The organism is Kitasatospora sp. CM 4170 (genome assembly GCF_032110285.1).
Taxonomy (GTDB): Bacteria; Actinomycetota; Actinomycetes; order Streptomycetales; family Streptomycetaceae; genus Kitasatospora; species Kitasatospora aburaviensis.
In genome coordinates this window covers 5,779,181-5,801,548 of sequence record NZ_CP134877.1, presented here as the reverse complement: position 1 = coordinate 5,801,548, position 22,368 = coordinate 5,779,181, and the positions used below count along the sequence as shown (strand labels likewise).

Here is a 22,368-nt window from a genome sequence, read left to right as displayed (position 1 = left end):
CGTCCGCCGCCCCCGCCGTGCGCTTGGGGGTGGTACTACATCCGCTCGGGCGCCGTCACGCCCAGGAGCGTCAGGCCGTTGGCGATCACCGTACGGGTGGCGTCGGCGAGCCAGAGGCGGGCGTGCGTGAGGTCGGTGGCCTCGTCGTCGCCCTTCGGCAGGATCTGGCAGTTGTCGTAGAAGCGGTGGTACTTGCCCGCCAGCTCCTCCAGGTAGCGCGCGACCCGGTGCGGCTCGCGCAGCTCGCCGGCCGTGGCCAGGACGCGCGGGAACTCGCCGAGCTGGCCGAGCAGGTCGGACTCCCACTCGGTGGCGAGCAGCTCGGGTTTGAAGTCGGCGCTGCGGGAGATGCCCAGCTCGCCGGCCTTGCGCTGGACCGAGCACATCCGGGCGTGCGCGTACTGGACGTAGAAGACCGGGTTCTCGTTGGTCTGGCTGGTCAGCACGTTGATGTCGAGCGTGATGGTGGAGTCGGTGGAGGAGCGCGCCAGGGTGTAGCGGGCGGCGTCCACGCCGATCCAGTCGACCACGTCGTCGATCGTGATGATGTTGCCGGCCCGCTTGGACATGCGGACCTCTTCGCCGTCGCGAAGCATCTTCACGAACTGGCCGATCTTGACCTCGATGTTGCGGTCCATGTCGTCACCGGCGCAGGCCGCGATGGCCTTGAGGCGGTTGACGTAGCCGTGGTGGTCCGCGCCCAGCATGTAGACCGAGACCTCGGCGCCGCGGTCGCGCTTGGACAGGTAGTACGCGGCGTCGGCGGCGAAGTAGGTGGTCTCGCCGTCGGCCTTGACCAGGACGCGGTCCTTGTCGTCGCCGAAGTCGGTGGTGCGCAGCCAGACGGCGCCGTCCCGGTCGAAGACGTGGCCCTGCTCGCGCAGCCGGCCCATCGCCTTCTCGACGGCACCGGAGTCGTGCAGCGACTTCTCCGAGAACCAGACGTCGAAGTCCACGCCGAACTCGTCCATCGACCGCTTGATCTCGGCCACCATGAGCTTGAGGCCCTCGGTGCGGAAGGCCTGCAGCTGCTCGTCCTCGGGCAGGTCGAGCACGCCCGGGACGCCGTCGGTGATCGCCTTGGCGATGTCGACGATGTACTCGCCGACGTACCCGCCCTCGGGCACCTCGCGGCCGTTCGCGGCGGCCTGCAGCGAGGCGGCGAACTTGGAGATCTGCACGCCGGCGTCGTTCAGGTAGTACTCGGTGGTGACGTCGGCGCCGGAGGCCCGCAGCACGCGCGCCAGCGAGTCGCCGACGGCGGCCCAGCGGACGCCGCCGATGTGGATCGGGCCGGTCGGGTTGGCGGAGACGAACTCCAGGTTGATCTTCAGGCCCTTGAGCGCCTCGTTGCGGCCGTAGGCCTCGCCCGCCTCGACGATGGTGCGGGCCAGCTCGCCCTGGGTGGCGGTGTCCAGGGTGATGTTCAGGAAGCCCGGACCGGCGATGTCGACCTTGGCGACGCCGGTGATCCCTCGCAGACGGTCCGCCAGCAGCTCGGCGACGGCTCGCGGCGGCCGACCGGCCGGCTTCGCGAGCTGGAGGGCCACGTTCGTCGCGTAGTCGCCGTGGTCCCTGTTCTTGGGCCGCTCGATCGTCACGTGCTCGGGCACGGCGACGGCCAGCTCGCCCGCCTCGACGGCGGCGCTCACTGCGGCCTGGACTGCCTGGGAAAGCTCTGCGGGGGTCACGACGCCAAGCGTAGGCGAGAGGGGGTGCCCGCCCGCCACTCGGTTTGCCGGTTGAGACGCCGGGGCGCCCCGTCCGCGCGGGTCTCAGCCGCGATCGGTCCGGTTCGTTCGCTCAGGGCGAAATCCGGCGGGCTTCCCGCCGAGGCCCATCAACCGCCGGACCAGCGCCACCAGATCGGCGGGGTCGAAGGGCTTACCCAGGTAGCCGTCCACGCCGACCGTCTCGCCGAGGTCGAGGTCGGCCGGGGAGCAGGCCGAGACGATCGCGATCGGCAGGGAGCTCGTCCCGGGCGCCGCCCGCAGCCGGGCCGCCGTCCGCAGACCGTCCAGTCGCGGCATCACCACGTCCAGCGTCACCACGTCGGGCTTCACCCGGCGGACCACCTCCAGGCACTCGGCGCCGTCGGCTGCGGTCACCACCTCGAAGCCCTCAAGCTCCAGGTTGACCCTGATCAGCTGGCGGATCACCTCGCTGTCGTCCACCACGAGGACCCGCCCGGACACTCCCGACACCTCACCGAGGGTATCGGCGCGCCCACCGCCCCGTCCGGCCTTTCCGCACTTCCGCTCCCCTGTGCTCCCCCGCCGCGGAGCCGCCGCGCGACCCGCCGCCGCGACCGCGCGGAGCGGTCGATCGAAACCCGTGCACGGAGCGCGCCCCGGGCCTGGTAATGTTCTCCACGTCGGAGCGCACAGCGCCGAGACACCAAGCAGGCCCCCGTAGCTCAGGGGATAGAGCACCGCCCTCCGGAGGCGGGTGCGCAGGTTCGAATCCTGCCGGGGGCACTTCGCAAGAAGTGCTGAACAGGCCCAGGTCAGTGGCGAGTTGCCACCAGCCTGGGCCTTCTGCTGTTCCGGGCGCCGTTCTCCCGGCTGTTCTCGCCGCCGTTCCCGCCCGCTCTCGCCCGCTCCCGCCGCGGTTCCTGGCGCGCCGTCAGGAGGCCGCGGCGACCGCTTCGGTGTAGAGGGTCGCGATGGTGTGGTCGAAGTACGCGTCGTACGAGGTGTCCTCGGTGTCGCCGCCCTCCTGGTAGCCGCCGATGGTGCCGATCACGTGCCCGGTCGCGGTGTTGATCCAGGGTCCGCCGCTGGTGCCGCCGGGATAGCCGGGGCAGTCGATGGTGCGCTGGTACGTGCTGTGGCGGCTCGTGGTGTTGGTGCACAGCAGCGGCGACTCGGAGTCGCCGGGGTAGCCGTAGAGGCGGACGGTGGCGCCGAAGGGCTCGTCGGTGCCGAGCCGGTTGGCGCCGACCACGTCCTCGATCCGGCGGCCGTCCGCGGCGGCGGTCTCCAGGATGGCGAAGTCCTCGTCCTGGTCGCCGTCCCGGGCCCAGCCGTCGGTGGTGTGGATCGCGGTGACCCGCCAGGTGCCGTACGGGGCGCGGCCGTCGCGGTAGCCGGGGGCGAAGGTGACGCCGGCCGTGCTGTCCAGGCAGTGGGCGGCGGTGAGCAGCAGGTTCCCGGTCGGGCTGTCCAGCACGCTGGCGGTGCAGAAGTGGTTCCCCGCCGCGACCGTGCCGGCGAAGAGGGCCCCGACGGTGGCCGCCTCGGCGGTGGCCGGGGCCACCGCGGTGGTGCCCGGCTCGGCGGTGGCGGTGGCGGCGGCGGTGGCGGCGGTGCTGGTGGTGGCGGTGGCAGGGGTGGACGTCCCGCCGGCCGTCGGTGTGGCCGTCGCCGCCGGGTCGGCCGGGGGCCCGGGTGAGCGTTCGGCCGAGGACCCGAGCGGGGACGGTGAGGCGGACGCGGACGGGTCGGCGGCGGCCGACGCGGGGGTCCCGGCCGCCGCCGCGTGCCCCGCCGAGGGGCTGCCGACCGCCGTCACGCGCGAGGTCAGGCTGTGCGAGCCCACCACCAGGGCCGCGACCGTGAGGGCCGACAGGCCGGTCAGGAAGGTCGGGCCCAGCAGGCGGCGTCGGGGCTTGCGGCGGTGCTGGCCCATACCTGGTCTGCTCCTGCCCTGGTGTCGGTCCGGGTACGGCTCCGACTATGGCGAAGCAGGCTTGGAGGGCCGTGATCCCCGGCTGGGAGCTTGATGAGAACGCGTGACCGTCACGCCTGCGCAGCGGCGCGCCCCAGGCCGGCGGCCAGGGCGTCCGCGGTGATGAACGCGGTGTGCGTCCCCGCCTCGGTGCAGGCGAACGCCCCGGCCACCGCGCCCGCGCGGGCGCACTCGGGCAGCGCGCGGCCGCGCAGCCAGGCGTGCAGGAAGCCGGTCACGAAGGCGTCCCCGGCGCCGTTGGTGTCGACCACCGGGCGGCCCGGGTCGACGGCCGGGACGTGCAGCGGCGGGGCGTCCGCGGCGTCGCGGGAGAGCAGGAAGGCGCCCCCGGCCCCGGCCGTGGCGACCACGACGGCGGCCCGGCCCTCGGCGAGGACCGCCCGCATCACCTCCTCGTGGCGGCCCCGGCAGCCGGCCACCGAGAGGAAGACCAGGTCGGAGTTGACCGCGTAGTCCCGGTGGTGGGGGTTGCGGCCGTCCCAGTCGTGCAGGTCGGTGGAGCTGGTGCGGCCGAGCCGGTGCAGGTCCGGGTACATGTCGCGGTTGGTGCCGGTGATCGACAGGTGGACGTGCCGGCTGCGCTCCACGTACGGCAGGTAGAACTCGCGCGGGAGGCGCAGGTCGGCGGGGTGGCGGCCGTCGTAGAAGGAGAACCGGCGGCCGGCCGCGTCGACCAGGTTGACCGCGCGGGGGGTGCCGTGCGGCGAGACGAGGTGCGCGAACGGCAGGCCCTGGCGGGCGTACTCGGCGCGGATCAGCTCGCCCTGCGGGTCGTCGCCGAGGTGGTCGATGAAGGCGGTGCGCAGGCCCAGGTGGTGGGCGCCGAGGGCGACGCCGTTGCCGGTGTGGGCCACGTAGTCGCGCACCGGCGGCACGTACTGCGAGTCGCCGTCCGGGACTTCGAACCGCTCGACCCGGACGATGGTGTCCACGCCGGCCCCGCCGACCACCAGCAGGTCGAGGTCGGGGGCGGTGTCCGGGGCTCCGGGCGAGGACTCGAACTGCGGCATGGCGGCGCCTCCTTGATCCCTGGTGGTGGCCAGGAGTCAAGCAGGCGCCGGAGGTTGACTGCAAGACCTTGCAGCAAGTTTCACTTGGCCTGCTGGCGGGCACTGGCGGCCGTGGAGCCCGCGCGGGTCGTCGCGGCCTCGACCGCCGGGGCGCCCACCTCGCCGGTGGCCTCTCCCGGCGCCGGCCGGTGGTTGATCATCAGGAAGGCGATCAGCGCCGCGAGGATCAGGATGCCCATCGCCACCCAGGTCGCGACCACGTACCCGTGCACCGCCCCCTGGGCCTGGACCGCGGGGTCGGAGGCGATCCTGGTGGCCAGGTAGCTCGCGGTGGCGCTGGCCGCGATGGTGTTCAGCAGCGCCGTGCCGAAGGACCCGCCCACCTGCTGGGCCGAGTTGATGGTCGCCGACGCCGCGCCGGTCTCGGCCGGGGCGACGCCCAGCGTGGCCAGGCTCATCGACGGCATGAACACCAGGCCCATCCCGAAGCCGAGCAGCAGCTCGGCGGGCAGGACCATGCCCGCCCAGGGGCTGTCCACCTTCATCTGGGTCAGCCAGGCCATGCCCGCCGCGGCGAGCAGCAGACCCGGGCCGATCAGGTTGCGCGAGGGCACCCTGGTCATCAGCCGGGCGGCGAAGCCGGTGGAACTGATGACGATGGCGGCCGTCATCGGCAGGAAGGAGACCCCGGACATCACCGGCGAGAAGTGCTTGATCACCTGCAGGTAGTAGGTCAGGAACAGGAACAGGCCGAACATGCCGACCATCGCCAGACCCACCGAGAGCGCGCCGCCGCCGCGGTTGCGCTCGCCGACGATGTGCAGCGGCAGCAGGGCGTGCTCGGTGCGCTTCTCGACCAGAACGAACACCGCCAGCAGCGCGACGCCGAGGGCCAGCGAGCCCAGCACCAGCCAGTCGCCCCAGCCCCGCGACACGGCCTCGGACATGCCGAAGACGATGGCGAGCAGGCCGCCGCAGCCGAGCAGTGCGCCCGGCAGGTCGAGCTTGACCCGCCGCCCCTTCTCGATGTGGTCGCGGGTGAGCACGTAGTAGGCGGCGAAGGCGGTCACGATCGCGATCGGGGTGTTGACGAACAGGCACCAGCGCCAGTTCAGGTACTCGGTCAGCACGCCGCCGAGGAGCAGGCCGATCGCGGCGCCGCCGCCGGCGATGGCACCGAAGATGCCGAACGCGGTGCTGCGTTCGCGGGGATTGGTGAACGTGGTCGAGAGCAGGCCCAGCGCGGACGGGGCGAGCAGTGCGCCGAAGGCGCCCTGGAGGGCGCGGGCCCCGAACAGCATGGCCGGCCCGGCCGCGGCGCCGCCGAGCGCGGAGGCGAGGGCGAAGCCGAGCAGGCCGACGGTGAAGACGCGTTTGCGGCCGAAGAGGTCGCCGAGCCGGCCGCCCAGGAGCAGCAGGCCGCCGAAGGCCAGCGTGTAGGCGGTGATCACCCACTGGCGGTTCGCGTCGGATATCCCGAGGTCCTTCTGGGCCGACGGCAGTGCGATGTTCACGATGGTGATGTCGAGCACGATCATCAGCTGGGCGATGGCGATGACCGCCAGCGCCCACCAGCGGCGACTGTCCGCCGCCGCTTCGGTCTGAGGACCGGTGGCAGGTTGCGCAGACACTGGGGAGCCTTCCGTCGGGTCGGAGAGGACACGTAGTCGCTTTCCAGCCAAACGCCCGGGGTGTCGGATGGCAAGGAAAAACCTCACCAAATATGGCTATTTGGGACAAAAGAACCAGGGTCCTGGGACCAGCGACGGAGGTTCGTGCGCGCAGGGACGTGGCGGGGACGTGAGCGCGCAGAAGAAGAGGGGACGGGGCTCCGGACGCACGCGGTCCCCGGGTGCCGGAGCACCCGGGGACCGCGGGGTCACCGCCGGCTGCCGCCTAGAGCGCGGCCAGCTCGGCGACCAGGTCGTCCAGTCCGAGCGAGCCCTGCGACAGGGCCGCCATGTGCCAGGCCTTGAGGTCGAAGACCTCCCCGCGCGCCTCGTGCGCCGCCCGCGCCGCCGCCCGGCCGCGCAGCCAGGCCCGCTCGCCCAGCTTGTAGCCGATCGCCTGGCCGGGCATGCCCAGGTAGCGGACCAGCTCGCTGTCCAGGAACTCGGCCGAGAGCCCGCAGTACAGGCCGAAGAACTCCCGCGCGGAGTCCGGCAGCACCGGCTCGCCCGGGCGGTACGGCGAGTCCGCCGGGAAGTCCAGGCCGACGTGCATGCCGATGTCGACGATCACCCGCAGCGCCCGCATCATCTGGGCGTTGAGGTAGCCGAGCCGGTGGCCGGGATCGGTGAGGTAGCCCAGCTCGTCCATCAGGCGCTCGGCGTACAGCGCCCAGCCCTCCAGGTTGGCGCTCACCCCGCCGATGCTGACCTGGTAGGTGGAGAGCCGGTCGGCGACGTAGTTCCACTGCGCCAGCTGGAGGTGGTGGCCGGGAACGCCCTCGTGGTACCAGGTCGAGACGAGGTCCCAGACCGGGAAGCCCTCCCGGCCGAGGGTCGGCAGCCAGGTCCGCCCGGGGCGGGTGAAGTCCAGCGACGGCGCGGTGTAGTACGGGGCGGCGGCGCTGCCGGGCGGGGCGATCATCGACTCGACCCGGGTGACCGGCTCGGCGAGGTCGAAGTGGGTGCCCTGGAGGTCGTTGATCGCCTGGTCCATCAGGCCCTGGAGGAACTCACGGGCGGGCTCGGCCCCGGCGATGGCCGGACCGTCGGTCTCCAGCCACTTCATCGCCTCCATCGGGTCGGCGCCCGGACGCACCTTCTCGGCCTCCGCCCGCATCTGGGCGAGCAGGTCGTGGAACTCCTGCCAGGCCCAGGCGTACGCCTCGTCGAGGTCGAGGTCGGCGCCGGTCCAGTAGCGGACCCAACGGCCGTAGCGCTCGCGCCCGGCGGTGTCGGGGGCGTCGGCGGCGGCCGGGCCGTAGACGTCGCGCATCCAGTCGCGCAGTTCGGCGACGGCCGCGATGGCGGCCTCGGCGTGCTCGGTCAGGCCCGGGCGGAGCGACTCGGGGGCCTTGCCGACGAACCCGCCGAACCAGCCGCCGGGCACCTCGCCCTCCAGCCACTCACCGAGCTGCTCGACCATGGTGGTGACCTGACGGGGGCCGGAGAGCAGGCCGCGCTCGACGCCCTCCGCCAGCGTCTCGCGGAACTGCGCCAGCGCGACGGGCACCCGGGCCATCCGGCGGCCGACCACCTCCCACTGCTGCTCGGTCTCGGTGGCCATCAGGGTGAAGATGTCGCGGACGTTGTGCACCGGGGAGCCCAGGTTGCGGATCGCCCGGTAGCCCTCCCCTGCGGCGTGGACGGCGAGCTCGGCGGTGAGCCGCTCGCGCAGCAGCCGGGCGCAGCGGCGCTCCGCCTCGTCCTCGGCGGCGCCGGCCTGCTCGACCTCCTCCAGCACGGCCAGGGTGTGCCGGGCCAGTTCGGCGACCGCCTCGGCGCCGGCCGGGGAGAGGTCGGGGAGGCGGTCGTCCTCGGGGTTGAGGCCCAGATACACCGCGGTCAGCGGGTCCAGCTGGGCGAGCGCCTGGACGTAGGCGTCGGCGACACGGCGCGGGGTGGTGCCGTCGGAGGTGATCAGTTCTTCAACCATTCGGACATCATTTCGCGGCCCGGGCCGATTGCAAGCCCCCCTCCCATGGCATGCTCCGGCCAATCCGGTCGGCTCGGACACCGGCCCGGCGCTTCCGCCGTCCGCGCGACAGGAGACCCTTCCGGCGAAAGGTCCGTATGCATACAGAGCAGAAGCGGTGGAAGCCGATCGGCGCGGGGCAGGAGTGTCCGAGGCCCGTGAAGCCGTGCGAGCCGGCTGGCGGCAGCGGCGCGGTGGCGCTCCCCCGCCACGACCGGGAAGGCCCGGCGCCGCCCGGCCGCCGGGCCCGCGACCGGCCGCGACACGACTGCCGGGCGGTACGGACGGCCGTTCGAGAAGTACCACGCAGGAACGGGCCGGAAAGGTCGATCGGCCATTACGCTGACCGCCATGGAAGCCAGCTCAGCGCCCGTACCGTCCCCCCAGGCACGCCCGCGACGCGCCGGCTACCGGCGGCTGCCCGTGCAGCAGCGGCGGGAGCAGCTGATCGCGGTCGCGCTGGAGCTGTTCGCCTCCCGCCCGCCCGAGGAGGTCGGCCTGGACGACGTGGCGGCCGCCGCGGGGGCGTCCCGGCCACTGGTCTACCGCTACTTCGCCGGCGGCAAGCAGCAGCTGTACGAGGCCGCACTGCGCACCGCGGCGGACGAGCTGAGCAGCCGGTTCACGGTGCCGCTCACCGGGACCCCGACCGAGCAGCTGGCGGCGGTGCTGGACCGCTACTTCGCCTTCGTGGCCGAGCACGACGCCGGCTACTCGGCGCTGCTGCGCGGCGGTTCGGTGGTGGAGACGGCGCGGACCTCGGCCATCGTGGACGACGTGCGGCGGGCCGCGCTCAAGCGGACGCTGCGCCACCTCGGCGTCCGGGAGGCCGGGCCGCGGCTGGCCCTGCTGGTCCGCTCGTGGATCGCGGTGATCGAGGGCGCCTCGCTGACCTGGCTGGACGAGGGCCGGACGGTGCCGGTGGAGGAGCTGCGGGACTGGCTGGTGGACCAGTTCGTGGCGATGGCGGCAGCCACGGCGCTGCGCGATCCGCAGACCGCGGAGGTGCTGGCCGGGCTGCTGGCGCTGGAGCGGCCGGACGACCCGCGGGTGCGCCGCCTGCGCGAGCTGCTGACGCCGCGGCCCTGACCCCCGTGCCCGGGGTCACGGCCGCGCCGCGTGGACGCCGGGCCTTCGGGAGCTGCGGGCACCGGGACCCGCACGAGCGGGCGCCGGGCGGCCCCCGGACGCGCCCTACGCCTTGCCGAGCACCTGACGCTGGCGGCCGAGCCCGTCGACCTCGATCTCGACGATGTCGCCCGGGGCCAGGAACGGCGTGCCCGGGCGGCCGAGGGTGACGCCGGCCGGGGTGCCGGTGACGATCACGTCCCCGGGCTCCAGCACCATGAACTGGCTGGCGTAGCGGACGATCTCCAGCACCGGGAAGACCATCTCGGCGGTGGAGCCGTCCTGCCGGAGCTCGCCGTTGACCCAGAGCCGCAGCGACAGCCGCTGCGGGTCCGCCACCTCGTCCGCGGTGACCAGCCAGGGCCCGAGCGGGGTGAAGGTCTCCGCGGACTTGCCCTTGTCCCACTGGCCGCCGCGCTCGAACTGGAAGGCCCGCTCGGTCACGTCGTTGGCGATGGTGTAGCCGGCGATGACCCCCGCCGCCGCCCGGTGGTCCTCCAGGTAGCGGGCGGTGCGGCCGATCACGATCGCCAGCTCGGCCTCGTAGTCGGTCTTCTCGCCGCCGCGCGGCACCAGCACCTCGTCGTACGGGCCGACCACGGTGGAGCTGGGCTTGAGGAAGATCACCGGCTCGTCCGGGATCGGTGCCCCGGCCTCGGCCGCGTGGTCGCGGTAGTTGAGCCCGATCCCGACCACCTTGCCCGGCCGGGCGACCGGGGCGCCGACCCGCTGCCCGGCGATGTCGGCCACCGGCAGCAGGCCGGCGGCCACGTCGCGGGCCAGCGCCTGCGGGTCGAGCTCGGCGAGGAACGCGCCGTCGATGTCCCGGGCCCGGCCGGAGAGCTCGTACGCGGTGCCGTCCTGGCCCTGCACGACCGGACGCTCGGCGCCCGGCGGTCCGACACGGAGGAGCTTCATCTGAGCGTCACCACCAGTTTCGTCGCAGCTGGCCGGGGCGGCCGCACACCGCACCCGGACTCTTGCCTGCGAGGTATATCAACGCGTCCCGCCCGGTCACCAGACGGTTCCGCTGGGCGAATTCCTATCAATTCACACAAGCGCGCAGGCCGCTGAATCGGGTGCCCGTACGGTTGACAGCCCTCGCCCCGGCCGGGGCCCGGGCCGGCCGGCGGGGACGGCGGTCCCCGGCCGCTCCGGCCCGATCACCGCCGGGCGTCAGGGGTGCTGCGGGCCACCGTCGAGGAGCCGGTCCAGGGCCAGCGGGCGCGGGGTGCCGGGGCCGCCGCGGTCGCAGACGCGCTGCCAGCGGTCGAGGTCGCGCGCCACGTCGGCCCGGGCCTGCGGCTCCGCGGCCAGTGCCGCCTCCAGCTCGCGCAGCAGCGCGACGGCGGCCCCCGGACTGCCGTCCCGGGCCAGCCAGAGGGCGAGGTCGTGGCAGGTGCGCAGGGTCCGGAGGTCACGCGGACCGCAGACCCGGGCGAGCTGCGGGATCAGCGGGATCAGCATCGCGACGGCCTCCCCAGGCCGGCCCTCCGCCCCGTGCTCCCAGGCCCGGTCGGCCCGCTTGCGCAGCGCCTCGGGGGTGGGTTCCCCGGCTCGTCCGAGCCGGATCTCGCGCAGCCGGCGGCGGACCTCGGCCGCGTCCGCGGGCCGGTCCGCCGGGCTCTTGGCGAGCAGCTCGCGGACCAGCGCGGCGAGCGCCGGGTAGGGGGTGCGGACGGGCGGCGGCGGCTCGTTCAGGTGCTGGTACATCATGGTGACCGCCGAGCCCGCGTTGAACGGGCGCTGGCCGGTGCAGAGCTGGAAGAGCACCACGCCGAGCGCGTAGAGGTCGGCCCGGCCGTCGATCGGGTCGCCGGCCCAGCACTCCGGGGCCAGGTAGGGCGGGGTGCCGATCACCACGCCGGTGGAGGTGAGCGCCCCGCCGGACTGGGTGAGCAGCCGGGCGATGCCGAAGTCCAGCACCTTGGCCTCACCGGCGTCGGTGATCATGATGTTCTCCGGCTTGATGTCCCGGTGGACCACGCCCGAGGCGTGCGCGGCGGCCAGCGCCTTGCACACCTGCCGGACCCACCTGAGCGAGACCTCCAGCTCCGGGACGCCCTCGCGGAGCAGCGCGGAGAGCGGGCGGCCGGGCACCAGCTCCATCACCAGGTAGTGGGTGGACCAGCCGCCCTCGCGCACCGTGCCGTAGTCGTACAGGGTGACGATGTTCGGGTGGGAGAGGCTGCCTGCGGTCTTGGCCTCCCGGACGAAGCGCTGGACGGCCTCCTCGTCGCGGGCCTTCTCCTCGGACAGCACCTTCACCGCGACCCGCCGGCCGATGTTGCTGTCGCGGGCCTGCCAGACCACGCCGAAGCCGCCCTCGCCGAGCTTGGCCTCCAGCAGGTACCGGCCGTCCAGCACCTCCCCAGCCTCCATTGCTCCCCCGATCACCAAGTCCCGCGGATCCGAACGGCGTTCACCGTGACCGGGCCACCATAGCGGCGGGGGAGCACATCGAGGTGAACGGACTACGGCTTCGGCTTGGGCAGGCCCGGCGGGTTGATCTCGGAGGCCTGCACGGCCTCGCCCTCCAGGCCCCAGCGCTTGAGGACCTGGGCGTAGGTGCCGTTCCTGATGATCTCGTCGATGGCCCCGTCGAGCGCCCGGACCAGCCCGCCGTCCTTCCTGGTCGTCGCCGCGATCTTCCCGAGGACGTCGGCGCCGCCGCCCGAATAGGTGCCGACCACCTCGCTCTCGCCCGTCTGCACGGCGTGGAAGGCCAGGCTGGGGTTGGGGCCGACGTAGGCGTCGATCCGGCCGGAGGAGAGCGCGAGGTAGTAGTCCGAGCTGTTCTGGAAGTACTTGATGTCGGTCGGCTTGAGCCCGTTCCGGACGTTCTCCTCGCTCCAGCCGATCAGCAGCTTCTCCTGGTTGGTGCCGGAGGCGACGCCGATCGAGCGGCCGGCGACGTCCTTGGCCCCGGCGATCTTGAAGCCGGCGCCCTTCCTGGCCTCGAACCCGAGGACGTCCAGGCGGTAGGTGGCGAAGTCGTACTTCTCCTTGCGGGCCTCGGTGACGGTGATGTTGGAGATGCCGACGTCGTACTTGCCGCTGTCCAGCCCGACGAAGATGTTCTCCCAGGAGACCGGGTTGAACTCGACCTTGAGGCCGAGCACGTTGCCGATCAGCGAGGCGATGTCCGGTTCGACCCCGATGATCGTCTTGTCGTCGTCGGCGTAGAAGTCCAGCGGCGGCGTGGTGCCGATGGAGTCGGTGACGGTCAGCGTGCCTCTCTTGCGGATCTCCTCCGGGACCAGCGCCGCGACGGCGTCCACCTTGGGCGTGGTGACTCTGTTCTGATTCGGCGTCAGGTTCACCTCGGTGCCGTCCGGCGCCACGCTGCCCTTGGCGGGCGCGAGTTCCGCCGAGGCGTCCGTGGAGCTGCCGCAGGCGGCCAGGGTGAGGGTGGCGGCGAGCGCGGCGGCGGCGGTCACGAGGGCGCGACGGGGTAGGGACATGGCGGAACTCCTGCGGGGTGAAGGGGGCTTGCGAGGGGAGAGGGAGAGGGAACGGGAGAGGGAACGGGGAGAGCCGGGGGGCCGCGCCCGGCGGGCCCGGGGCCGGGCTGGAGCCCTGGGGTCAGAGCACCTTGGCCAGGAAGGCGCGGGTGCGCTCGTGCTGCGGGTCGTCCAGAACGGCCTCCGGCGGGCCCTGCTCGACCACCACGCCGCCGTCCATGAACACGACGGTGTCGGCGACCTCGCGGGCGAAGCCGATCTCGTGGGTCACCACGATCATGGTGGTGCCGCCCCGGGCGAGGTCCTTGATGACGTCCAGCACCTCACCGACCAGCTCCGGGTCGAGCGCCGAGGTCGGCTCGTCGAACAGCAGCACCTTCGGCTCCAGCGCCAGTGCACGGGCGATCGCCACCCGCTGCTGCTGACCGCCGGAGAGCTGCCGCGGGTAGGCGTCCGCCTTGTCGGCCAGCCCGACCCGTGCCAGCAGCTCCAGCGCGGCAGCCCGCGCCTCGGCCTTGCGCCGCCCGAGCGCGCTGATCGGCGCCTCGACGATGTTCTCCACCACGGTGAGGTGCGGGAAGAGGTTGAAGTTCTGGAAGACGAAGCCGATGTTGGTCCGCTGGCGCAGGACCTCGCGCTCCTTGAGCTCGTACAGCCGGTCGCCGGAGCGGCGGTAGCCGATCAGCTCGCCGTCGATCGCGACGAAGCCGCGGTCCAGCTTCTCCAGGTGGTTGATCGAGCGCAGCAGGGTGGACTTGCCGGAGCCGGACGGGCCGAGCACCACCGTCACCGAACCGGCCGGCACGTCGAGGTCGACCCCGCGCAGCACGGCCAGCTGCCCGAAGCTCTTGTGCAGGCCCCTGACCTGCACCATGGGTTCCAGGGTGGTGGTGGTCACGAGCGTCCTCCGGAGGCGGTCGGGGCGGGGGTGGCGGGAGCGGCGGTGCCGGCGGCGGTGCGGGCGGCCCGCAGGCCCCGGGCGAAGGTCCGGGCCCGCTGCAGCGGGGTGGGCGGCGGGGTCCGGCTGGAGCCCCGGGCGAAGTGGCGCTCGACGTAGTACTGGGCGATCGACAGCACGGTGGTCAGCAGCACGTACCAGACGGTGGCCACCATCAGCAGCGGCACCACCCGGCCGGTGCGGCCGTAGACGACCTGCACCTGGTAGAAGAGCTCGCCGATGGCCATCACGTAGACCACCGACGTGCCCTTGAAGAGCGAGATGACCTCGTTGGCGGCGGCGGGCAGGATGCCGCGCATCGCCTGCGGCAGGACGATCCGCCAGGCCTGGCGCCAACGGGGCACGCCCAGTGCGGCGGCGGCCTCCCGCTGACCGGCGTCCACGGCGATCACGCCGCCGCGGATGATCTCGGCGGCGAACGCGGCCTGGTGCAGCCCGAGGCCCAGCACGGCGGCGCCGAGCGCGCCCAGCACGCCCACCGTCTCGAAGTCCGCGAAGGTCGGGCCGAACGGGATCCCGATGCCGAACCGCTTGTAGAGGTAGGACAGGTTGAACCAGAAGACCAGCTGGACGATCAGCGGGATCGAGCGGAACGCCCAGACGTAGGCCCAGGCGATGGACTGCAGCACGGCGCTGCGGGACAGCCGCATGGCGGCCACCACCGTACCGAGCAGGAAGCCCAGCACGGTGCCGTAGAAGGTGAGCTCGATGGTCCGGCCGACCGCCCGCAGGATGGTGTCGGTGGAGAAGTAGATCCGGAAGGTCGCCCAGTCCCAGCCGGGATTGGTGGCCAGCCCGTGGGCGAACTGGGCGAGCACGACGAGGGCGGCGGCCGCGGCCGCCCAGCGCCAGGGGTGGCGGGCGGGGACGGTGCGCAGCCCGGACAGCTCGGCGAGGTCGACCCGCCCGGCGGGTCCGGCGGCCGTCTTCGCCGACGACCCGGCGGGGCCGGTCGCGGCGGTGGTCGCGGTGGTGGTCGCGTTGGCGGTGGTGATGGTCATGGGGGGGATTCCTCCAACAGGCACGGAGCCCGGACAGGGGGTCACGCGTGCTCGGGCGGGCTGATCAGGGACTCCTTGATCGCCGAGTCGGAGACCCCCCACTTCTTCAGGATCCGGTCGTACGTCCCGTCCTTGATCAGCTGGTTGACGGCCGCCTGGAACGCCGGGGTCAGCGGGGAGCCCTTCTTGAACGCGAAGCCGACGTCCAGCCGGTGGAACTCGCCCAGGAACCTCGTGCCGGACGCCTCCTGGGAGGCCTGGTAGCGCAGGCCGTTGATGGTGGACATCACGATGTCCACCCGCCCCTGCTGGAGGCTGGTCAGGACGGCGCCGTTGTCGCTGAACGCCTTGACCTCGTAGGGCTTCCTGCCCGCGTCGGAGCAGGCGCTCTTCTTGCTGTTGAGCGTGGTCTCGAAGGTGGTGCCGGCTCCGGTGCCGATGGTCAGCCCGCAGAGCTGGACCAGCTCGGTGACCGGCTGGATCGCGGTGTCGTCCTTGCGGACCGCGAAGCCCTGGCCGTCGTCGACGTAGGTCACGAAGTCGATGGTCTTCAGCCGGGCCGTGGTGACCCCGAAGTTGCCGGTGCCGACGTCGTACTTGCCGCTGCCGAGGGCGGGCAGGATGGTCTCGAAGGCGGCCTCCTCGCGCTGCACGGTCAGGCCGAGCACCCTGGCCACCGCGTCGGTGAGGTCGATGTCCACACCGGCCGGCTTCTTGGTGGCCTGGTCGGCGTAGAAGGCCGACGGCGGGTAGCCCAGCGAGGAACCGAACTTCACCGTCCCCGCCTTGCGGACGTCCTCCGGCAGCAGCGCCGCCGCGGCGTCCGACCTGGGGACGGCGGAGACGATGTCCTGCGCGGCGGCGTCGACCGCGGCCTTGCCGGCGCCGGGCGGGGCGGCGGTCTTCGGGTCCGATCCGCAGGCCGCCAGCGCCAGGACCGGCAGCAGGGCGGTGGCCGCGAACAGGCGGCGGCGGACGGTGGTCGTTCTCACGGGGCGGTGCCTTTCGGGAGTCGGTCTCGGGAGGTGCGGAGGTCGGGACGGGCCGGGGCCAGAAGGTGCCGGGATCAGGACGGGCGGGGGGATCAGGACGGGCGGGGGGATCAGGACGGGTGGGCGGCGGGTGCGCCGCTCGGCAGGTGCTTCTCGAAGGGCAGCGGGCGGTGGCCGCCGGGCGGCCCGTCCTCCCCCTGGCCGCGCGGGGCGAGGGGGTCCGCGTCCACGTCGAACAGCGGGGTGTAGCCGTGCGCCAGGTAGAGGCCCTTGGCCTCGGGCTGGAGCGGGCCGGTGGTGAGGTAGATCCGGGTGTACCCGGCCGCGGCGGCCGCCCGTTCGAGCTCGGCCAGCACCCGGCCGGCCAGGCCGCGGCGGCGGTGCGCCGAGTGCGTCCACATCCGTTTCAGCTCGGCTGTCCGCTCGTCGTACCGCTTGTACGCGCCGCCGGCCACCGGGACGCCGTCCACCAGCAGGAGCAGCAGCAGGCCGCCGGCCGGCTCGGCGAAGGCCTCCGCCGGGTACCGGCTCATCTCCTCGCGCGCCTGCGGCCCGTACCGGGTGACGTACTCGTGGGTGAGCTCGCGCAGCAGCGGCTCGACCAGCCGGTCGCCCAGCGCGACCCGGCGGACCTCCACCACCGGGCCGGCGCCGGGCGCGGGTCTCGCGGCTGCGCCCTCGCCGGTGTCGGCGATTCCGGGGGATTCGACGGGCATGGTGGCGGACCTTTCGGGTCGGACGGCTCCGGCGGACTGCGCGCGGGCAGGGCGGAGGAGGCCGTGGCACGGCCGGGCGCGGTGCGCCGCCACCAGTACGTGCCGGTGGCGGTGACGGGAGCGGTGAGCGGAGCGCTGGACGGAGCGGCGAGCGGCGAGCGGCGAGCGGCGAACAGCGAGCGGGGAACGGGGAGCTGAAGCGAGCGGTGACGGTGACCGGGGCGGTGACGGCGGCGATGCCGGTGGACTGCCGGAGCGCAGTGCGGTGCTGAAAGGAGCGGCGGCAGCGTGCGCCTGACGAGCCGTCAGTCGACGACGGCTCTCCCGGCCCGCGACGGGGCACCGAGGGAGGGGCCTCCGGAGGAGGACAGGGCCGGCTGGGCGGCCCGCTGCCGGGTCAGCCGAGACACGCCGCGGACCACACTCGACCGAAGTCGATGTGGTCGCGGGTGACCAGGAGCTGCTCGGCGTACATGGCCCTTAGTTGAGCAGTGAAGCCCGCGCGGCGTCAACCACCGTCCATTACCGCTCTGTTGCGATCATCTGTCGCCCTGCGACCCGCTCCGCCGACCCTTGACAGCCGCCGTTCGCGGATGCGTACGATCGGGCCGGAGTGCAAGTGCAAGCCGGCCGTGTTGAGGGACGCGGACCGGTGTGACGGCCCGTACGTGACCGCTTCCGTACCACCCGCCCCGCACCCGCGCCACACCCTGGAGCCCTCCTCATGGCCACCCCGCAGGACGTCCTTCCCCCGCCGGCCCCCGTCCGCAAGCAGCCCGGCCCACCACCCGCCGCCACGGCCACGGACCCGGCCGCCGCCACCGACCCAGGGGCCAGGATCGTCGGCCGCCGCCGCACCGGCCAGTGGGTCTCCGCCGCCGTCGCCCTGCTGCTCTTCGCGATGGTGCTCAACTCGGTGATCCGCAACGAGGCCTTCCAGTGGGACGTGGTGGCGGCCTGGTTCACCGCGCCCTCCGTCCTGAACGGCCTCACCCTCACCCTCTGGCTGACCGCCGCCACCCTGACCCTCGGCTTCGCCCTGGGCACCGTGCTGGCCGTGATGCGGCTCTCCACCAACCCGGTGCTGCGCACGCTCAGCTGGGTCTACATCTGGATCTTCCGCTCCACCCCGGCCCTGGTGCAGCTGCTGCTCTTCTTCAACATCGGCGCGCTCTACCCGACCCTCGGCCTCGGCATCCCCTTCGGCCCCGAGTTCCTGACCGTCCGGACGGTCAACCTGTTCGGCCCCACCTTCACCGCCCTGGTCGGCCTGACCCTGCTGGAGGCCGCGTACGCCGCCGAGGTGGTCCGCGGCGGCATCCTCTCCGTCGACCGGGGCCAGCTGGAGGCCGCCGCCGCGCTCGGGCTGGGCCGGTGGCGGGTGCTGCGCCGGATCGTCGTCCCGCAGGCGATGCGCACCATCGTGCCGACCGCCGGCAACATGCTGATCAGCGCGCTCAAGGGCACCAGCATCATCAGCGTGCTGGCCGTCTCCGACCTGCTCTACTCGGTGCAGCTGGTCTACCTGCAGTCCTACCAGGTCATCCCGATGCTGATGGTGGCCACCATCTGGTACGTCGTGATCACCACCGTGCTGTCGATCGGCCAGTACTACGTCGAACGGCACTACGCCAAGGGCGCCACCCGCGAGGGACTGCCGCCCACCCCGCTGCAGCGCGCCCGGGCCGCCCTGCGCCGGCTGCGCGCCGCCGCCGACGCGGCCGACGCGGTCCAACCTGCCGACGCGGTCCACCCGGCCGACCCGGCCGACGCGGCCCCGGCCCGCGAGGTGCGGGCATGAGCACGCTGGTGATCGTCGGAGCCGGCCCACGCGGGACCGGCCTGCTGGAGCGGATCGCCGCCAACGCCGCCGAACTCCTCCCCTCCGACCGGCCGTTGGAGATCCACGTGGTCGACCCGTACCCGCCCGGCGCGGGCCGGATCTGGCGCCGCGACCAGTCCGCCCTGCTGCGGATGAACTCGATGGCCGAGGACGTCACGATGTTCACCGACGAACGCTCGGCCATCGACGGACCGGTCCGTCCCGGCCCCTCGATGGCCGAATGGGCCGCCCGGCCCGAGGAGTTCGAGCCCTACCGGGAGACGGCCGACCCGGCGATCCGGGCGGAGCTGCGCGCCCTCGCGCCCACCGACTTCCCGACCCGCCGGGCCCAGAGCGCCTACCTGGACTGGGTGTTCCGCCGCGCCGTCGCCGACCTGCCGCCGCACGTCACCGTCACCGTGCACCGCGACACCGCCCGGCGGATCGAAGGGCCGGCCGACGGACCGCAGCTGGTCCACCTCGGCGACCGGGTGCTCACCGCCGACCACGTCGCCCTCACCCTCGGCCACCTGGACTCCGCCCCGCACCCCCGGTACGCCGCCGACGCCGGGTTCGCCGCCCGGCACGGCCGCTTCCACCTGCCGCCCGCCTTCTCCGCCGACGCCGACCTCGACGGCATCGCCCCCGGCGAGCACACCGTGCTGCGCGGGTTCGGCCTCGCCTTCGTCGACCTCGTCGCGCTGCTCACCGAGGGCCGCGGCGGCCGGTTCGAGGAGACGCCCACGGGCCCGGTGTACCGTGCGTCCGGCCGCGAACCGGTGATCCACGTCGGCTCCCGGCGCGGGGTGCCGTACCACTCCAAGACCGGCTACGCCCTGCAGGGCCCCCGCGCCCCGCTCCCCCGGTACTTCGACGCGGCCGCCGTCGACGCCGTGCTGGAGCGGCCCGGACCGCTCGAACTGCGCCGCGACTTCTGGCCGTTGATGGCCAAGGAGATCGGCTTCGGGCACTACCACGAGCTCTTCCACGGCCATCCGGAGCGGACCGCACTGCCCTGGGCGGAGTTCCTGGCGGGCTACGACGCGTACGACTGGTACTCCCCCGAACTCGCCGGGCTGATCGACCGGGCCGTCCCCGACCCGGCCGACCGGCTGGACTTCGAGCGGCTCGACCATCCGCTCGCCGGCCTCGAACTCGGCTCCGCCGACGAGCTCCAGCACCACCTGCGCCGGTACATCGCCGCCGACGCCGACCGCCGCGCCGACCCCGCGCACAGTGCCGACCTCGGAGCCTTCCTCGCCGTCCTCTCGCTCTTCGTCGAGCTGCCGCGCGTCCTCTCCTCCGGCCGGCTCACCGCGCGATCCGTCGGCGAGGAGGTGGACGAGTGGTTCTTCGGCTTCTTCAGCTACCTCGCCTCCGGGCCGCCCGGCTTCCGGCTGCGCCAGCTGCTCGCGCTCTCCGAGGCCGGGGTGGTGCGCTTCCTCGGCGCCGGCGTCCGGGTCGAACGGGACGAGTCCACCGGCACCTGGCGGGCCTCCGGCAGCACCGTGCCCGGGCACACCGTGACCGCCACCGCACTGGTCGAGGCGTACCTGCCCAGGCACGACCTCACCCGCACCGGCGACCCGCTGCTGCGCGACCTGCACGGCGCCGGCCGGATCGTGGAAGAGGTGGTCGCCGACGCGGAGCACACCCACCGCTCCGGGCTGGTCACCGTCCGCCCGGGCGACAGCCGGGTGCTGGATCCGGCGCTGGACGGCGGGGCGCACCCGCGGCGCACCGCCCTCGGCCCGCACACCACCCACCGGTCCGCGGCCGCCTTCGCCCGTCCGCGCACCGACGCCCCCGGGTTCCGCCAGAACGACGCGGCCGCCCGGGCGCTGCTGCGCGCCCTGGCCGGCACCCCGGCGGCCCTGGCCGGCCGCTGAGCCCGCGGCCGGCCGGCACCCGGCCGGGGGTTCCGGGCCCCAGCCGGGGCCCGGACCTGTCCTGGGCGCCCGGCCGGGGCTCAGGGGTTGAGCAGCTCCTCCACCAGGTCCTCGGCGGTCACGTGGTCGGGCGCGGACAGGATCCAGTCCCCGACGCCCTTGATCCCGGTGCCGCGCTCCAGCGCGTTCAGGCAGGCGTTGGCCTCCTGGTCCGAGGCGAAGTCCCAGGCCAGCAGGCGCCGGACCAGGACCACGGCCTCCTCCCGGCCGATCCGCGCCCGGCGCACCGTCCGGGAGCGCCGGGCCGGCTGGGCGAGCCGCTGCTGGTAGCCGGCCAGGTCGTGCCAGGCCTGGACGGTGGTCGGGTGCTGCTCGCCGAGCGAGCGGGCGAGGTCGGGCAGCAGCGTGCGCAGTTGCAGCACGGCGCCGTCGAGGTCGCCGCGGTTGGCCGCGTACACCGCCAGGTCGTGCCGTGCCTTGAGCACCCGGGCGTCGTGGCCGCCCCAGACGGCGTGCAGGTCGGGCAGCAGCTGGGTGAGCTGGCGGACCGCCGTGACCGTCTCGCCGCTCTCGCCGATGCACCAGGTCAGGTGGTAGCGGGCGCTCAGGGTGTCCGGATCGGCCGGGCCGAGGGCCAGCCGCATGTCCTCGACCACGGCGGTGAGCAGCCGGATCGCACCGTCGAGGTCGCCGGCCCGGCTCAGGTACCAGGTGAAGTCCCGCCAGGTGGCCAGGGTGTCGCGGTCGGTGGCGCCGAGTGCGAGGACGGCGTCCTGGGCCACCGACTGCAGCGCCGCGGCGGACTCGCCGGCCGTCGCCGCCCGGAAGGCCGCGCTCCGGCGCTCGCGCAGTGCCGCGCGGACGGCGTCGGCCGCCGCGGGCGGTGCGGTGACCGGCGGGGTGGTCAGCGGCGGGAGCACCGGCCCGGCCGGGGGCGGGGCGGCCGGCGCCGGCGGGCCCGCCGGCGGAACGGGCACGGACGACGGCACGGACGACGGCGCGGCAGGCACGGACGACGGCACGGCAGGCACGGACGGCCCCGACTGCGGCGGGAGCGGCACCGGCGCCGGCATCGGCACCGCCACCGGCGGCTCGGCGGGCGGCGGGACCACCGGGGGCGCCACCGCCGGCCCCGGCCGGTCCAGCACGGTGGCGGTCGGCACCGGCCCGGCCGGCCCCGCCTCCGGCGCCTGCGCCGCGTACCGCTCCGCCAGTACGGCGAGCCGCCGCTCCACCGCCCGGGCGTCGGCCGGCCGGTCCGCCGGGTCCTTGGCCAGCAGCTCGGCGACCAGCCCGGCCACCTCCGCGGGCAGCCCGAACTGCGCCGGGTCCAGCGCCGGCGGCGGCTCGTTGAGGTGCTGGTACATCAGCACCGGCGTCGAGTCCCCGGCGAAGGGCCGGGCCCCGGTGCAGAGCTCGACCAGGACGCAGCCGAAGGCGTAGAGGTCGGCCCGGCCGTCCACCCGACCGCCGGTCCAGCGCTCGGGCGCCATGTACGCCGGGCTGCCGATCACCGTCCCGGTGGTGGTCAGCCCGCCGGCCCCGGTGTCCAGCTGGGCGATGCCGAAGTCCAGCACCTTCACCACTCCGGCCCCGGTGACCATGATGTTGTCGGGCTTGATGTCCCGGTGCACCATCCCGGCGTCGTGGGCGGCGGCCAGCGCGTCGCAGATCTGCCGCCCCCAGGTCAGGCTCCGCACCGGGTCGGGCAGGCCGGCCCGGAGCACCGCGGTCAGGGTGCGGCCGGTGAGCAGCTCCATCACCAGGAACGTGACCTGCCGGCCGGCGAGCTCGCCCTCGCCGAGGTCGTGAACGGTGACGATGTGCGGGTGCGAGAGGTTCCCGGCCGCGCAGGCCTCCCGGACGAAACGGAGCGCCGCCTTCTGCTGGTCCTCGCCGTGGTGGCCGATGACCTTGACGGCCACCTGGCGCCGCATCCGGGTGTCGAAGGCCCGCCAGACCACGCCGAAGCCGCCCTGGCCGAGCCGCTCGACCAGCTCGTACCGGCCGTCGAGCACGTCGCCGACCCTCACCCGTCCCACCCCCGCCTCTCGCA

Annotated in this window: 17 protein-coding genes and 1 tRNA gene; 4 read left to right on the top strand and 14 right to left on the bottom strand. The window is 73.8% G+C overall.

Going from position 1 to position 22,368, the window contains the following annotated elements; translation table 11 throughout:
• Nucleotides 1–35: 35 nt before the first annotated feature.
• Entirely contained in the window at nucleotides 36–1,691 is a 1,656-nt protein-coding gene (gene argS, locus RMN57_RS24840; RefSeq protein ID WP_313765537.1) for an arginine--tRNA ligase, read from the bottom strand.
• 84 nt (nucleotides 1,692–1,775) lie between these two features.
• Entirely contained in the window at nucleotides 1,776–2,195 is a 420-nt protein-coding gene (locus tag RMN57_RS24835; protein ID WP_313767952.1) for a response regulator, read from the bottom strand.
• 210 nt (nucleotides 2,196–2,405) lie between these two features.
• Here RMN57_RS24835 and RMN57_RS24830 point away from each other — a divergent pair.
• A tRNA-Arg gene (locus RMN57_RS24830) sits at nucleotides 2,406–2,477 on the top strand.
• Between the two features lie 148 nt (nucleotides 2,478–2,625).
• Here RMN57_RS24830 and RMN57_RS24825 read toward each other — a convergent pair.
• The 4 genes from RMN57_RS24825 to RMN57_RS24810 form a co-directional block, all read right to left on the bottom strand.
• The gene (locus RMN57_RS24825) at nucleotides 2,626–3,630 is read right to left on the bottom strand and encodes a serine protease (protein ID WP_313765536.1); all 1,005 of its coding nucleotides are present in this window, start codon (nucleotides 3,628–3,630) and stop codon (nucleotides 2,626–2,628) included.
• A 110-nt stretch (nucleotides 3,631–3,740) separates the two neighbouring features.
• A complete protein-coding gene (locus RMN57_RS24820) occupies nucleotides 3,741–4,700 on the bottom strand; it encodes a carbohydrate kinase family protein (RefSeq protein ID WP_313765535.1) in 960 nt (319 codons plus the stop codon).
• An 80-nt stretch (nucleotides 4,701–4,780) separates the two neighbouring features.
• Complete coding sequence (locus RMN57_RS24815; RefSeq protein ID WP_313765534.1) at nucleotides 4,781–6,331, bottom strand: MFS transporter; 1,551 nt, start codon at nucleotides 6,329–6,331, stop codon at nucleotides 4,781–4,783.
• A gap of 265 nt (nucleotides 6,332–6,596) precedes the next feature.
• Nucleotides 6,597–8,303, bottom strand: coding sequence for a DUF885 domain-containing protein (locus tag RMN57_RS24810; protein ID WP_313765533.1), 1,707 nt, complete (start codon nucleotides 8,301–8,303; stop codon nucleotides 6,597–6,599).
• Between the two features lie 390 nt (nucleotides 8,304–8,693).
• On the opposite strand from RMN57_RS24810, the gene RMN57_RS24805 reads away from it, so the two are divergent.
• The gene (locus tag RMN57_RS24805) at nucleotides 8,694–9,431 is read left to right on the top strand and encodes a TetR/AcrR family transcriptional regulator (protein ID WP_313765532.1); all 738 of its coding nucleotides are present in this window, start codon (nucleotides 8,694–8,696) and stop codon (nucleotides 9,429–9,431) included.
• Nucleotides 9,432–9,536: 105 nt separating this feature from the next.
• On the opposite strand, the gene RMN57_RS24800 is transcribed toward RMN57_RS24805, so the two are convergent.
• From RMN57_RS24800 to RMN57_RS24770, 7 genes are all read right to left on the bottom strand, one after another.
• Entirely contained in the window at nucleotides 9,537–10,388 is an 852-nt protein-coding gene (locus RMN57_RS24800; protein ID WP_313765531.1) for a fumarylacetoacetate hydrolase family protein, read from the bottom strand.
• Nucleotides 10,389–10,646: 258 nt separating this feature from the next.
• Nucleotides 10,647–11,852, bottom strand: a complete 1,206-nt coding sequence (locus RMN57_RS24795; protein WP_313765530.1) for a serine/threonine-protein kinase — start codon at nucleotides 11,850–11,852, stop codon at nucleotides 10,647–10,649.
• Nucleotides 11,853–11,944: 92 nt separating this feature from the next.
• Nucleotides 11,945–12,934 carry an ABC transporter substrate-binding protein gene (locus RMN57_RS24790; protein ID WP_313765529.1) on the bottom strand — a complete coding sequence of 330 codons (990 nt, stop codon included), beginning with the start codon at nucleotides 12,932–12,934 and terminating at the stop codon, nucleotides 11,945–11,947.
• 121 nt (nucleotides 12,935–13,055) lie between these two features.
• Nucleotides 13,056–13,808: an amino acid ABC transporter ATP-binding protein gene (locus RMN57_RS24785; RefSeq protein WP_313767951.1), complete on the bottom strand. Its 753-nt coding sequence runs from the start codon at nucleotides 13,806–13,808 to the stop codon at nucleotides 13,056–13,058.
• Nucleotides 13,809–13,828: 20 nt separating this feature from the next.
• A complete protein-coding gene (locus RMN57_RS24780) occupies nucleotides 13,829–14,893 on the bottom strand; it encodes an amino acid ABC transporter permease (RefSeq protein WP_313765528.1) in 1,065 nt (354 codons plus the stop codon).
• Nucleotides 14,894–14,934: 41 nt separating this feature from the next.
• On the bottom strand, nucleotides 14,935–15,885 hold the full coding sequence (locus tag RMN57_RS24775) for an ABC transporter substrate-binding protein (protein WP_313765527.1): 951 nt from the start codon (nucleotides 15,883–15,885) through the stop codon (nucleotides 14,935–14,937).
• A 110-nt stretch (nucleotides 15,886–15,995) separates the two neighbouring features.
• A complete protein-coding gene (locus tag RMN57_RS24770) occupies nucleotides 15,996–16,601 on the bottom strand; it encodes a GNAT family N-acetyltransferase (protein ID WP_313765526.1) in 606 nt (201 codons plus the stop codon).
• A gap of 724 nt (nucleotides 16,602–17,325) precedes the next feature.
• Between RMN57_RS24770 and RMN57_RS24765 the strand changes: the two genes are divergently transcribed.
• Nucleotides 17,326–18,402, top strand: coding sequence for an amino acid ABC transporter permease (locus RMN57_RS24765; RefSeq protein WP_313765525.1), 1,077 nt, complete (start codon nucleotides 17,326–17,328; stop codon nucleotides 18,400–18,402).
• Nucleotides 18,399–20,312, top strand: coding sequence for an FAD/NAD(P)-binding protein (locus tag RMN57_RS24760; protein ID WP_313765524.1), 1,914 nt, complete (start codon nucleotides 18,399–18,401; stop codon nucleotides 20,310–20,312). Before RMN57_RS24765 ends, RMN57_RS24760 begins: the two co-directional genes overlap by 4 nt.
• Before the next feature lie 80 nt (nucleotides 20,313–20,392).
• On the opposite strand, the gene RMN57_RS24755 is transcribed toward RMN57_RS24760, so the two are convergent.
• Entirely contained in the window at nucleotides 20,393–22,345 is a 1,953-nt protein-coding gene (locus RMN57_RS24755) for a serine/threonine-protein kinase (protein WP_313765523.1), read from the bottom strand.
• Nucleotides 22,346–22,368: the final 23 nt, after the last annotated feature.

Excerpts from the sequence above, each read along its gene's own strand:
- RMN57_RS24770 (WP_313765526.1), bottom strand. The coding sequence starts at position 16,601 with ATGCCCGTCGAATCCCCCGGAATCGCCGACACCGGCGAGGGCGCAGCC.
- RMN57_RS24800 (WP_313765531.1), bottom strand. The coding sequence starts at position 10,388 with ATGAAGCTCCTCCGTGTCGGACCGCCGGGCGCCGAGCGTCCGGTCGTG.
- RMN57_RS24825 (WP_313765536.1), bottom strand. The coding sequence starts at position 3,630 with ATGGGCCAGCACCGCCGCAAGCCCCGACGCCGCCTGCTGGGCCCGACC.
- RMN57_RS24760 (WP_313765524.1), top strand. The coding sequence starts at position 18,399 with ATGAGCACGCTGGTGATCGTCGGAGCCGGCCCACGCGGGACCGGCCTG.
- RMN57_RS24780 (WP_313765528.1), bottom strand. The coding sequence starts at position 14,893 with ATGACCATCACCACCGCCAACGCGACCACCACCGCGACCACCGCCGCG.
- RMN57_RS24810 (WP_313765533.1), bottom strand. The coding sequence starts at position 8,303 with ATGGTTGAAGAACTGATCACCTCCGACGGCACCACCCCGCGCCGTGTC.
- RMN57_RS24805 (WP_313765532.1), top strand. The coding sequence starts at position 8,694 with ATGGAAGCCAGCTCAGCGCCCGTACCGTCCCCCCAGGCACGCCCGCGA.
- RMN57_RS24795 (WP_313765530.1), bottom strand. The coding sequence starts at position 11,852 with ATGGAGGCTGGGGAGGTGCTGGACGGCCGGTACCTGCTGGAGGCCAAG.
- RMN57_RS24785 (WP_313767951.1), bottom strand. The coding sequence starts at position 13,808 with ATGGTGCAGGTCAGGGGCCTGCACAAGAGCTTCGGGCAGCTGGCCGTG.
- RMN57_RS24820 (WP_313765535.1), bottom strand. The coding sequence starts at position 4,700 with ATGCCGCAGTTCGAGTCCTCGCCCGGAGCCCCGGACACCGCCCCCGAC.
- RMN57_RS24790 (WP_313765529.1), bottom strand. The coding sequence starts at position 12,934 with ATGTCCCTACCCCGTCGCGCCCTCGTGACCGCCGCCGCCGCGCTCGCC.
- RMN57_RS24765 (WP_313765525.1), top strand. The coding sequence starts at position 17,326 with ATGGCCACCCCGCAGGACGTCCTTCCCCCGCCGGCCCCCGTCCGCAAG.